A 12,455-nucleotide genomic window follows, 5' to 3' on the forward strand; every position below is an offset into this window, starting at 1 on the left:
TTCCCGTTCCATCCTTCATCCGATTCAGCCACTGATCCCTATTGCGCCCTCCTCGGGCGCAGAGAACACGGAGTACCACAACACGATGAGACGCGCAAAAATCGTCGCCACACTCGGTCCGGCAACGTCCACCTACGACGACATCCGGGCGATCATCGACGCCGGTGTCGACGTCTGCCGCATGAACCTGAGCCACGGAACGTACGACGTGCACGAGGGCATCTACGCCACCGTGCGCAAGGCCGCCGCAGATTCGGGTCGCGCCGTCGCGGTGCTGGTCGACCTGCAGGGCCCGAAGATCCGCCTCGGCAAGTTCGAGGGCGGCCCGTACTACCTCAGCGAGGGTGACATCTTCACGATCACCATCGACGATGTGCTCGGAACGAAGGAGCTGTCGGGAACGACGTTCAAGGGCCTGCCCCAGGACGTGAAGCCCGGCGACTTCCTTCTGATCGACGACGGCAAGGTCAAGGTCGAGGTCATCGAGTCCGACGACCGCACCGTGACCACGAAGGTGATCGTCGCCGGCAACGTCTCGAACAACAAGGGCATCAATCTCCCCGGTGTCGCGGTCAACGTGCCGGCGCTCTCCGAGAAGGACGAGGCCGACCTGCGTTGGGGCCTGAAGCTGGGTGCCGACCTCATCGCCCTGTCGTTCGTTCGCGACGCCAAAGACGTCGAGCGGGTCCACGAGATCATGGCGGAGGAGAACCGTCGTGTTCCCGTCGTCGCGAAGATCGAGAAGCCCCAGGCCGTCGACAACCTCGAAGAGATCATCGACGCGTTCGACAGCATCATGGTGGCCCGCGGCGACCTGGGTGTCGAGCTTCCCCTCGAGGCCGTACCGATCGTGCAGAAGCGCGCGATCGAGCTCTCCCGCCGCATGGCCAAGCCGGTCATCGTCGCGACGCAGATGCTCGAGTCCATGATCTCCAGCCCGATCCCGACCCGCGCCGAGACCTCCGACGTCGCCAACGCCGTGCTCGACGGTGCCGACGCCGTGATGCTGAGCGGTGAGACGAGTGTCGGCGAGTACCCGGTGATCACGGTGCAGACCATGGCTCGCATCGTCGAGTCCACCGAGGTGCACGGGCTCGACCGCATTCCCGCGCTCGGCACGAAGCCGCGCACGCAGGGCGGCGCCGTGACCCTCGCGGCCGAGGAGGTGGCGAACTTCGTCGAGGCGAAGTTCGTGGTCGTCTTCACCGAATCGGGCGACTCGGTTCGTCGCATGTCGCGACTCCGTTCGAAGATCCCCATGATCGGACTGACGCCCGAAGAGGGTATCCGCAACCGCATGGCCCTCACCTGGGGTGTCGAGTCGTACCTCACCGAGCGCGTCAAGCACACCGACCAGCTCATGGTGCAGGTCGACGAGGTGCTCCTCAGCAATGAGTTGGCGGAAGCAGGCGACAAGGTCGTGGTGATCTGCGGATCCCCTCCCGGAAAGTCGGGCACGACGAACGACATGCGCATCCATGTCGTCGGCTCGGCCCACAACCCGTCGAAGCCCGAGGTCATCGAGAACTAGCACCATTCTCGAGAACTCGAAGCGCCCCCTCGCAACACTCGCGAGGGGGCGTTTTCGCGTCGTCAGGAACCGCTTGTACACCTCGGCGGCAGCGTTGACAATGGGCGGCGTCCGCTCTGTCGCCCGCTCATTCCGCGGAATAGTGTCAGCACATGACAGACACGACGAACGGCGAGATTAACGGAACGACAACGCAGTCACCGGCCTCGACCGGCCCGGATGCGCGAACCATCGGCGACTGGACAGATCTCGGACGGGAGATGTGGTCGTACCTGACCGGCCGCGGCGCGGCAGTCAACTACAGCTTCGTCGACATGGTCGTCGAGGTTCCCCGAGACATCGGCCCGGATGCGCCGCGCGCGACCTGGAAGCTCAACGGCACGCTCCGCGTCACCACCAGCGACGACACGGCCGCCGGCTCAGACACCCTGCGGTCCTGACGGCCATGACGGCCGCCATCCGTTTCGACATCGACATGACCTTCGTTCTCGAAGGCGTCGACGAGGACATCGACGGGTCGATTCGTGCGTCCGGCTCCACGATCGAGGTCGTCCTCTCCCATCCCGAGGCCTTCATCGACCGCACACGGGCTTCACTGGGTCGAGTCCGCGAGCTCGCTCGCGGCCTGGCGAGCCGCGGCATCACGGTGCGCCTCTCCGGACCGTCCGGCATGGTGGGGGAGCTGGGCGCCGTGAAGACGTCCGTCGCGCAGCGGGTCGCCTCGGGCTCGCCGCACATCCGCCTGGGCAGGGTGGGCGCCATCTCCTCGATGCTGAAGAAGAGGGCGTCGTCCGATTCCCCGGCCCGGGTCGGCTTCCCGCCGTCCACACTGCTGCCGCTGCTGCCCACGTTCGACCGCCACGCCAGGTTCCGACCGACCACGACGCACGCTGCACCGGGATCGGGTCGCCCCCGGCTGATCTTCGTGATCGGCTCCGAGAACTGGGACGGCTCGCCCCCGCGCGAATTCGATCTCCTCGACGGCGTGACGGTCATCGGGTCGGGTCCAGACGCCGATCTGCAGCTCGACGGGCTCGATCCCGTGCACGCGACCATCACACACACGGATGCCGACGAGTACGCGTTCCGCCTCGTTGCGCAGACGGACGACGGCGGGGCGGTGCCCCTCCTCGACCGCGACTCGCCGAGGCGACCGGCCGAACGGGTGCTCCGCACGGGTGCACGACTGGAACTCGGGGACTGGCGGCTCGGCTACTTCCGGGCCGAGTTCGCCGATCACGGTCGCCCCTTCGGTGGCAGGATGGGCGGGGAGCTCTCGCGGCAGAAGCCGCAGCCGCCCCGGCCGGGCGCACCGCGTCGTGGGGGAATGGAGCAGTAGCAGACGGGCGGTGCGCGTGGACGACGAGTCGATCCCCGTCTACGGCACGCCCGATGGCCTGCCTGCCGCAGACATCCCTCCCGTCTACGGCACGCGCGAGCCCGCCCCCTCCGCCGACGCGCCGGATCGGCCCCCGGTCATTCGGCGTCGATCGATTCAAAGGCGTCTGACCGAGGCGGTGCGACGACTCGTCGGCGCCACCCGCGACCCGGGCCGCGGAGACGAACTCGACTGGAGCGACTACCCCGGCATCCGCGCGGGGGATGATCAGTCGGTCCTCGACGGCCTCCGTCTCGACGACCTTCTCGATCGCAACGACCGGGTGCTGGCCCGGGTGCGACGGGCGCTCGAGGCCGAGTTCCGTGTGCACTGGTGGGCGAATATCGACACGGAGTCGCTGGAGGTGCAGGACAACGCGTGGGGCGGGGCGAGCATGCTGCAGACCGCGCGCTCTGCCACCTGGCGCACGACGTCGGGCCTCACGAGTGTCGAAGACAGGGACATGGCGGCGAGAATCGTGGGCGTCGCCCTCACTCATGAGGGCTTTGAGGACCAGAGCCTTCAGCGACTCGATGACGAATGGGTCCTGTCCGCGCGCCATGCCGATATGCCCGATTCGGTGCTCACGCTCCGGCTCGGCTACAGCGAGTTCGAAGTGACGTTGGACTCGTCCGGCGTCCTTGCCACCGAGCTCGAGACCGAATTCCGTGACCGAGCGAGACGGTTCTCGCGACGCGACGCTTAACGAGGAATGACCCAGGCGAATCGCCTGGGTCATTCTCTGATGGGCTGGAAATGCTCAGCTCATGTGCGCGGGCTTGTTAGCCCTGCCGCGATTTGAACCTGGGGTTGAGCTTGTTGATCACGAGCGTGCGCCCGTTGCGTCGAACAATCTGCGAACCCTGCATCTTCTTCATCGAACCCAGTGAATTGCGTACCTTCATACTGAACTCCTTCCCTTTGAGGAGTACAACGAGATCGCCGCGAATATATTCCTGGTACCGGTGGTGGGACTCGAACCCACAAGCCCTCACGGACAGCGCATTTTGAGTGCGCCGCGTCTGCCATTCCGCCACACCGGCTCGTTCACGTGCTGGCATCAGAATACCGTAGGCTTGCAGGGTGTCAGACCAAGAAACCACCCCCGTCGCGCCCCGTCGCGTTGTCGTTGCAGAAGACGAATCGCTGATCCGTCTCGATATCGTCGAGATCCTCCGTGACAACGGTTTCGAGGTCGTCGGCGAGGCCGGAGACGGCGAGACCGCCGTCGCCCTGGCCACGGAGCTCCGTCCCGACCTGGTGATCATGGACGTCAAGATGCCCCAGCTCGACGGCATCTCCGCGGCAGAGCGCCTGAGCAAGGGCCACATCGCCCCCGTCGTGCTGCTGACCGCGTTCAGCCAGAAAGAGCTGGTCGAGCGCGCGACGGAAGCTGGCGCACTGGCGTACGTCGTCAAGCCGTTCACCCCGAACGACCTGCTTCCCGCGATCGAGATCGCCCTCTCGCGCTACGCCCAGATCATCACCCTCGAGGCCGAGGTCGCCGACCTGGTCGAGCGCTTCGAGACGCGCAAGCTCGTCGACCGGGCCAAGGGCCTTCTCAACGAGAAGATGGGCCTCACCGAGCCCGAGGCCTTCCGTTGGATCCAGAAGGCATCGATGGACCGCCGACTGACCATGCACGATGTCGCCCTGGCGATCATCGAGCAGCTCAGCGCCAAGAAGTAGAGCCAGCCCTGTCGTCCACTGGTTCCGCGTTCCGCCGGGGCCCCGCGGAGCCCGCCCCGTCCGAGCGACCGGTCAGGCGTGCCACGCTCAAGCTCAAGCATGAGGCGCTCCCCGAGAACGCGGCCCTGTTCAGCGATGACATCGTCGATGTCGCGCGCAGGGTCAGCGGCGTCGAACTCGACTACTCGGTCGCGAGCCTCGAGCAGGTCGACGCGCTGATCGCCGGCTTCCGCGCGCAGGGAGTGACAGAGGATCGATTCGCTGAGACCCTCTTCGGGTTCGGCTGCTACGTCGGTGAGGTCATGGTGCGCCAGGCGCACGGATCGTGGACGGGCAGCGCGGGAACCGCACTGGAGGCCTACGCCAGCTTCCCGCTGCTGGTCTCCCTGCCGCCCGACAACCTCAGCAACCCCATCGGCAAGGTGTTCAAGGCGTTCCGCAATGGCGACGCCGACAGCATCGTGCAGTTCTACCGGGTGATGACCTCGGCCTGATCAGGCCTCAGCGCTTGTCGATTCAGTGCTTGTCGATTCAGAGCTTGTCGATTCAGCGCTTGTCGATGATCATGTTCGTGATGCGGATCGTCGAGCAGCGGCGGCCCTGATCGTCGTCGATCGCGATCTGGTGCGTCGTGAGCGTGCGCCCCAGGTGGATGGGCGTGCAGACCGCGGTCACGATGCCCGATCGGGCCGATCGCGTATGAGACGCATTGATTTCGATGCCGACCGCGAGACGGTCGGGGCCGGCGTGCAGGTTCGCCGACATCGATCCGAGCGATTCGCCGAGCACCACATAGGCGCCGCCGTGCAGCAGCTGGGCCGGCTGCCTGTTGCCGTCGACGGGCATCGTCGCGACCGCCCGCTCGAGCGAGAACTCGACGAACTCGATGCCCATCTTGTCGGCGAGCTCGCCCGCCCCACGTTCGCGGATCCAGCCGAGCGCATCCACCGGGTTGTCAGTCATGGTCGCCTTCGAATGTGTGAGCCGACCGCCGTCGGAGGCGGCTTGTAGGCTGGGGACGTGTCGGATTCAGAAAAGCCTACCCTCCTCGTCATCGACGGCCATTCGCTCGCGTTCCGGGCGTTCTACGCCCTGCCCGTCGACAGTTTTCAGACTCGCGAAGGGCAGCACACGAACGCGATCCATGGTTTCATCGCCATGCTCATCAACCTGCTGAAGGCCGAGAAGCCCACCCACATCGCGGTGGCGTTCGACATCTCCCGGCACTCGTTCCGCACCCGCGAATACCCTGAGTACAAGGGCACCCGGGGCGAGACGCCCCCCGAATTCAAAGGCCAGATCCCTCTCCTCGAAGAGGCGCTGCACGCCATGAACATCACCACGGTGTCGAAAGAAGACTACGAAGCCGACGACATCCTCGCCACGCTCGCCCGCCAGGGCGAAGAGCAGGGTTTCCGCGTCTTCGTCGTGTCGGGAGACCGCGACAGCATCCAGCTGATCCGACCCGACGTCACCCTGCTCTACCCGTCGGCCATGGGCGTCTCCCAGCTCACCCGCTACGACGCCGAGAAGGTCTTCGAGAAGTACGGCGTGCAGCCGCACCAGTACCCCGAGATCGCCGCGCTCGTCGGCGAGACCAGCGACAACCTGATCGGCGTCGACAAGGTCGGCCCCAAGACGGCGGCCAAGTGGATCAACCTCTACGGCAGCCTCGACGCGGTCATCGAGCGACGCGACGAGATCAAGGGCGTCGTGGGCGACAAGCTCCGTGAGCAGTACGAGAACGCGGTGCGCAACCGAAAGCTCAACCACCTGCTGACCGACGTCGACCTGCCCGTCGGCCCTGCCGATCTCGAGCGCAAGCCGATCGACGAGCAGGCGCTCCGAGACATCTTCGGCCGACTCGAGTTCCGCACGCTCCTCGATCGGGTTCTCAAGCTCGACGGCCAGGGCGCGACACCGGATGCCTCGGCCGGCCCGGGCGGGGAGGGTCCCGCTTCCGTTCCCGCGACGATCACGGCGCCGACGCCCGTGGCGCTCCTCGACGAGGAGCTGGAACTCTGGTTGTCGAGGGCGGCGAAGAGCAGTCCAGACGGGCTGGCCCTGTCGATCGAGACGCAGGGCGGAGTGCCCGTCGGCATCGGGGTCGCGAGCCAGACCGAGAGCCTGTTCGCGCCGTGGAGGGCGGGCAGCCCCGACTACACGGCCCTCGAGGCGTGGCTCGCGAGCGATTCGCCGAAGATCATGCATGGCGCGAAGGAGCAGATCAAAGCCCTTCGCCGCGCCGACCTCACCGTCTCCGGGTTGCGATTCGACACCACGATCGCCGCCTGGCTCGTGCGCCCCGACTCGTCGGCCGATCGCTCGCTCGCCGAACTCGTCGACCGCACCCTGGCCGAGGTGCTGCCCACGCCCGATCCCAACCAGCTCGTCCCCGCCGACGACTCCGACGTCGGCCCCGCGACCGAGGCGTGGTACATCGCTCGCGTCGCCGCCGCCCAGCAGGCGTCGCTCGACGAGCGCACCATGAGGGTGCTCGGCGACATCGAGATCCCCACGCTCATGGCCCTCGTCGACATGGAGCTCTTCGGAATCACCGTGAGTCACGACGAGCTGACCGAGCTGTCGAGCGAGCTGGCCGCCACGGCCACGAACCTCGCCACCGACGCCTACGAGATCATCGGCGGCGAGATCAACCTCGGATCGCCGAAGCAGATCCAGGAGGTGCTCTTCGACCGCCTGTCGATGCCGAAGACGCGCGCCACCAAGACCGGGTACTCCACCGACGCGGGGGCACTCGCCGACCTGCAGGCATCGAGTCCGCACCCGTTCCTCGGCCTCCTGCTGCAGCACCGCGACGCCACGAAGCTCCGCCAGATCATCGAGACCGTCGACAAGGCCATCGCCCCCGACGGGCGCGTGCACACCCGTTACGTGCAGACGGGGTCGAGCACGGGTCGCATCTCGTCGACAGACCCCAACCTGCAGAACATTCCCGTGCGCGCCGAAGAGGGCCGACGCATCCGGCACGCTTTTCAGGTGGGCGAGGGGTTCGAGACCCTGCTCACCGCCGACTACTCGCAGATCGAGATGCGCATCATGGCCCACCTGTCGGGCGACGAGGGGCTGATCACGGCCTTCACGGAGGGTGAAGACCTGCACCGCTTCGTCGGTGCCCACGTGTTCGGCGTCGAGCCGGCAGACGTCACGCCCGCGATGCGTACGAAGGTCAAGGCCATGTCATACGGACTCGCCTACGGCCTGAGCGCATTCGGCCTGTCCAAGCAGCTGCGCATCGAGTCCAGCGAGGCGAAGAAGCTCATGTCCGACTACTTCGAACGCTTCGGCGCCGTGCGCGACTTCCTGCGCAACGTCGTGCTGCAGGCGAAAGAAGACGGCTACACCGAGACGATCTTCGGGCGTCGACGCCCCTTCGCGAACCTCAACAGCGCCAACAGGGTCCTGCGAGACAACGACGAGCGCGCCGCCCTCAACGCCCCCATCCAGGGAACGGCGGCCGACATCATCAAGATCGCCATGATCGGCATCGCCCGCGACCTGAAAGAGCAGCAGCTCGGCTCGCGCATGCTGCTGCAGGTGCACGACGAGCTCGTGTTCGACGTCGCCCCCGGCGAGTGGGACACGCTGTCGGGCATCGTCACCACGCGCATGAGCACGGCGGCCGAACTCCGCGTGCCGCTCGAGGTGCAGATCGGCCGGGGAGCGAACTGGAACGACGCCGCGCACTGATCGACAGGGCACCGGTCGACCGCGCACCGGTCGACCGGGCCCCAGCGGCCTCGCGCCCGACACCCTCCGGACACCTCTAGGACGCTCGCACGACACCTCCGTGCCCGAGACTCGACGGGTGACAGCGGGGGCGAGCATCGTATTCTCGTCGTTCACGTCGGCCGCCGACCCGATGCCCCGTGCCTGGTCCCGCTTCCGCGACCAGTTGGTCTCGGCCGAGCCGCGACCCGATGGCCGCACGCACAGCGACCTGGACGAGCCCCGATCGGGACCCGTCTGCGTCTGGCGCCTCCTGGCCAGCAACAACCGGGAGCTCGGCCGCAGCGCCGTGCTCTACCGCACGTTCCTCGACGCCCGCGCCGCGGTCTTCGACGCGCGTCTCGTCGCCTCGGAGTTCGAGATCAGGTCGGTGCACGGTCCGAACGCCGGCACGCACGGCTGGTTCGCGCTCGACGACGACGGGTCGCCCCTCATCACCTGCGGGCGCTGGTACGGCGCCCACGCCGCCAGCATCGAGGCGGCACAGCACTCGATCGAGGCGTTCCAGGGTGCCACAGTGCTCGCCGAGGGTCACCGTCGGCTGTCGCCGGACAGGCGACGCTCGATCCGCGAGACCGCCCCGACACCTGCCCCTGCGACGCCGTGACAGGGGAGATCGTTAGGCTGAATTCATGACCGGTTCAGCCACGCCCCCCGTACGAACTCCCACCGCCATCGACGCGATCGCCGAGCAGTGGGTCGACACGCTCGTGCGCCTCGAGCCCACCGTGGGCACCTACATCGGTCGCGTGGAGGCGAACTCCCGGTTCGGCGATCTCTCTCCGGCGGGCCACGACCTCTACCTCAGCGAGGTGCGAAGCACCCTGGCCCGGCTCGACGAGGCGGAGCCCGTCGACGACGTCGACCGGGTGACACAGCTCGATCTCGCAAGCTCGTTGCGTCTGGCCATCGAGAGCGCAGAGGCGGGTCTGCACCTGCGAGACCTCAATGTCATCGCCTCGCCGTCGCAGGACATCCGGGAGGTCTTCGACCTGATGCCGACCGACACGGCCGAAGACTGGCAGATCATAGAGACGCGGCTCCGCGCGGTTCCGGATGCTCTCGCCGGTTACGTCGACACCCTGCGGCTGGGCATCGAGCGCAGCATCGTGCCCGCCCGCCGGCAGGTGACCGAGGTGCTGGCGCAGGCGCGCAAGCACGCCTCGCCCGAGGGTTTCTTCATCGCACTGGCCGCCGGCGCGCCGGCGGGCTCCGCCACGGAATCGCTGACGGAGGCGGCCTCCGTCGCCGCGGCGGGCTACGCCCGATTCGCGGACTTCCTCGAGAACGAACTGCTACCGTCCGCCACGCCGGTGGATGCCGTGGGGCGCGAGATCTACGCGCTGCGGTCGCGACAATTCCTCGGCGCGGCGATCGACCTCGACGAGACCTACGAGTGGGGCCTGGCCGAGCTCGAGCGCATGACCCGCGAACAAGAGTCGATCGCCGACGAGATCCTGCCCGGCGCCACCGTGCACGAGGCCATCGCCCACCTCGACGCCGACGACGCGCGAAAGCTTCACGGAACCGACGCGCTCCAGCGCTGGATGCAGGAGACGAGCGATCGGGCCGTCGACGAACTGTCGCGAAGCCACTTCGACATCCCCGACGAGATCCGCACGCTCGAATGCATGATCGCGCCGACCGACGAGGGCGGCATCTACTACACCGGTCCGACCGACGACTTCTCGCGGCCCGGCCGCATGTGGTGGTCCGTTCCCACGGGCGTCACCACCTTCGACACCTGGCGCGAGCTCACGACGGTCTACCACGAGGGCGTTCCCGGCCACCACCTGCAGATCGGCCAGGCCGTCTACAACCGGGCCGTGCTCAACACGTGGCGACGTCAGCTGGCGGGGTCGTCCGGGCACGCGGAGGGCTGGGCCCTCTACGCGGAGCGCCTGATGCAGGAGCTGGGCTACCTCGACGACCCGGCAGACAGGCTGGGCATGCTCGACGGCCAGCGCATGCGCGCCGCACGAGTGGTGCTCGACATCGGCGTGCACCTGGGCAAGCAGCGCCCCGACGGCGGGGGAGTGTGGGATGCGGACTACGCGCTCGACTTCATGCGGGCCAACGTGAACATGGACGACGCGTTCATCCGATTCGAGGTGAACCGGTATCTCGGCTGGCCCGGACAGGCGCCGTCGTACAAGGTCGGGCAGCGCATCTGGGAGCGCCTGCGCGACGACTACCGGCTTCAGCAGGGCGACGCCTACGATGCCAAGGAGTTCCACCGGCGTGCCCTCGACCTGGGCGGCGTCGGGCTCGACACGCTCCAGCGATTCCTTCTCACAGACGAGGCGACGCGATGACCATGACGCCGCCGCCCGGCTGGTCGCCCTCTCCCCGACGGCCGATCTGGCCGTGGGTGCTGGGCGGTTCCGTGCTCGTCGTAATTGCCGTCACCGTCGCAGCCGTCCTGATCCTCACGAGCGTGTTCTCGTCACTGCAACGGTCGTCGAGCGGGTCTCCCGGCTTCTCCGACCGGCAGACCGGAAGCTCGGAGGCCCCCGCGGGGGTGTCCGACGACGGCATCGTGATCGGCGACGGAGGCGGCGACGCGATCCGCGTCGTCACCTACATCGATTACTTCTGCCCCTTCTGCGGGCAGTTCGAGTCGACGAACGCGAAGCAGCTGTCGGAGTGGGTCGAGTCCGGCGAGGTCGTGCTCGAGGTGCACCCCGTCTCGATCCTCGACCGCGCGTCGAACGGAACGCAGTACTCGACCCGCGCGGCGAATGCCGCCGCCTGCGTGGCCGACACGGCACCCGATCGGTTCGAGGCGTTCAGTGCGCTGCTCTTCGAGAACCAGCCCGCAGAGAACACCGAGGGGCTGAGCGATGCAGAGCTGGTCGACCTCGCCGACCAGGCGGGTGCTCTCGAGGGCACCGGCGTCGCCGACTGCGTCGACACAGGGCAGTTCACCGACTGGGTGACGCAGGCCACCGACCGCGCGTTGTCCGGGCCCCTTCCGAACTCCGATGTCGAGAAGCTGGCGGGCACGCCCACAGTCATCGTCGACGGCTCGCAGTACACGGGCAGCCTCACGGACGCGCAGGAGTTCGCCGACTTCGTCATGGCGGGTTCCATCTGACGGTCGCCGCCGGCGGCCGCCGCACCTGAGTAGTGCGGGAGCGGCGAGTGAGTAGTGGATCACCTGTCGAGCGCGGGCCACGCTTCGTAGCGTGGCCCCATGAGTACATCTGATCCGCGCGTCGATCGCGCCGAACGCCAGGCCAGGGCAGCTGCACGCCCCGGCACCACCCTCCTCCTCGTCCTCCTCGGGGCAGTCCACGCCGCAGTCTGGGTCGCCGCCGGATTCGGCATCGGCATCCTTCTCGACACATTCCGCCTGATGACCGTCAACCAGGTCGGCGGCTGGACCAGCGGCTTCGACGGAGCGGACTCCCAGCTGCTGGGAGTCGCGGCGATCTGCGTCGGCTCCGTCCTGGGAGTATTCCTGACGGGGAGGCTGGGCCGGGTCGGCCTCGGCGCCGCCATGATCATCCCGTTCTGCACCGCCTTCCTGGGCATCGCCCTCGGGCTGGTGCTCTTCATCCCGAGCTGGACCAGCCCGGACGCGATCGGCGAGAAGGTCGCCTTCATCGACGGAGGCGCCAGCGAACCCTGGACGTCCGACGCGTGGATCGCCTACTACCTGCCCTACTGGCTTCCCGTCGTCTTCGCCGTGCTCCTGCTCCTCGCCGTCGTGGCGGCGCTGGCGGCGACTCGAGCGACCCGGCGCAGGCTCGGACGGATGCAGGACATCGAAGCGCGCGGTACACGGGTGCCCGGAGTCGTCACGGAGGCGATCGCGACGGGAACGGAGATCCAGGGGATGCCCCGGATCGAGTTCACGGTTCGATTCAGCGACACGGCGGGAACTGACCGCTGGGTGACGAAGAAGGCCGTGTTCCCGCGCGCATCCACGCCGCGCGCCGGCGATCCCGCGGTCGTCTGGTTCGACGCCCGCGCGCCGCACGACGAGTCGAAGATCATGGTCGGGCTCGGACCCGAGGCGGCGCAGCCGACGGGGTCCTCCACGGTGTTGCCGCGGGCAGACCAACGGGGCTAGAATGACTTGGCACGTTTTGTGCCATCCCA

The 12,455-nt window shown here is 67.5% G+C and carries 13 protein-coding genes and 1 tRNA gene; 11 read left to right on the plus strand and 3 right to left on the minus strand.

The features are described from left to right. The first annotated feature begins 85 nt into the window (after positions 1-85). From pyk to ASF06_RS16365, 4 genes are all read left to right on the plus strand, one after another. Entirely contained in the window at positions 86-1,531 is a 1,446-nt protein-coding gene (pyk, locus tag ASF06_RS16350) for a pyruvate kinase (RefSeq protein WP_055928753.1), read from the plus strand. 152 nt (positions 1,532-1,683) lie between these two features. Then, entirely contained in the window at positions 1,684-1,971 is a 288-nt protein-coding gene (locus ASF06_RS16355; RefSeq protein WP_235501043.1) for a hypothetical protein, read from the plus strand. A 5-nt stretch (positions 1,972-1,976) separates the two neighbouring features. Further along, positions 1,977-2,870, plus strand: a complete 894-nt coding sequence (locus tag ASF06_RS16360; RefSeq protein WP_055949427.1) for a hypothetical protein — start codon at positions 1,977-1,979, stop codon at positions 2,868-2,870. A 16-nt stretch (positions 2,871-2,886) separates the two neighbouring features. Next, on the plus strand, positions 2,887-3,615 hold the full coding sequence (locus ASF06_RS16365) for a hypothetical protein (protein WP_055949430.1): 729 nt from the start codon (positions 2,887-2,889) through the stop codon (positions 3,613-3,615). Positions 3,616-3,691: 76 nt separating this feature from the next. Here ASF06_RS16365 and ASF06_RS16370 read toward each other — a convergent pair whose 3' ends face one another. Both ASF06_RS16370 and ASF06_RS16375 read right to left on the minus strand, forming a co-directional pair. After that, positions 3,692-3,814, minus strand: coding sequence for a ribosomal protein bL36 (locus ASF06_RS16370; RefSeq protein WP_055928744.1), 123 nt, complete (start codon positions 3,812-3,814; stop codon positions 3,692-3,694). A gap of 52 nt (positions 3,815-3,866) precedes the next feature. Further along, positions 3,867-3,952, minus strand: a tRNA-Leu gene (locus ASF06_RS16375). 40 nt (positions 3,953-3,992) lie between these two features. Here ASF06_RS16375 and ASF06_RS16380 point away from each other — a divergent pair. Next, complete coding sequence (locus ASF06_RS16380; protein ID WP_055928741.1) at positions 3,993-4,598, plus strand: ANTAR domain-containing response regulator; 606 nt, start codon at positions 3,993-3,995, stop codon at positions 4,596-4,598. Between the two features lie 242 nt (positions 4,599-4,840). Continuing rightward, on the plus strand, positions 4,841-5,092 hold the full coding sequence (locus ASF06_RS16385) for a hypothetical protein (RefSeq protein ID WP_200920397.1): 252 nt from the start codon (positions 4,841-4,843) through the stop codon (positions 5,090-5,092). 52 nt (positions 5,093-5,144) lie between these two features. On the opposite strand, the gene ASF06_RS16390 is transcribed toward ASF06_RS16385, so the two are convergent. Continuing rightward, positions 5,145-5,561 carry a PaaI family thioesterase gene (locus tag ASF06_RS16390; RefSeq protein ID WP_055949433.1) on the minus strand — a complete coding sequence of 139 codons (417 nt, stop codon included), beginning with the start codon at positions 5,559-5,561 and terminating at the stop codon, positions 5,145-5,147. A 57-nt stretch (positions 5,562-5,618) separates the two neighbouring features. On the opposite strand from ASF06_RS16390, the gene polA reads away from it, so the two are divergent. From polA to ASF06_RS16415, 5 genes are all read left to right on the plus strand, one after another. Beyond that, positions 5,619-8,309: a DNA polymerase I gene (gene polA, locus ASF06_RS16395; RefSeq protein ID WP_055949435.1), complete on the plus strand. Its 2,691-nt coding sequence runs from the start codon at positions 5,619-5,621 to the stop codon at positions 8,307-8,309. Positions 8,310-8,427: 118 nt separating this feature from the next. After that, positions 8,428-8,955, plus strand: a complete 528-nt coding sequence (locus tag ASF06_RS16400) for a hypothetical protein (RefSeq protein WP_055949437.1) — start codon at positions 8,428-8,430, stop codon at positions 8,953-8,955. 25 nt (positions 8,956-8,980) lie between these two features. After that, on the plus strand, positions 8,981-10,663 hold the full coding sequence (locus ASF06_RS16405) for a DUF885 domain-containing protein (RefSeq protein ID WP_055949440.1): 1,683 nt from the start codon (positions 8,981-8,983) through the stop codon (positions 10,661-10,663). After that, on the plus strand, positions 10,660-11,445 hold the full coding sequence (locus ASF06_RS16410) for a DsbA family protein (RefSeq protein WP_082501017.1): 786 nt from the start codon (positions 10,660-10,662) through the stop codon (positions 11,443-11,445). Before ASF06_RS16405 ends, ASF06_RS16410 begins: the two co-directional genes overlap by 4 nt. A gap of 99 nt (positions 11,446-11,544) precedes the next feature. Next, positions 11,545-12,426, plus strand: coding sequence for a hypothetical protein (locus tag ASF06_RS16415; protein ID WP_055949445.1), 882 nt, complete (start codon positions 11,545-11,547; stop codon positions 12,424-12,426). Positions 12,427-12,455 lie beyond the last annotated feature (29 nt).

This window comes from Agreia sp. Leaf244 (assembly GCF_001422695.1).
Lineage (GTDB): Bacteria > Actinomycetota > Actinomycetes > Actinomycetales > Microbacteriaceae > Agreia.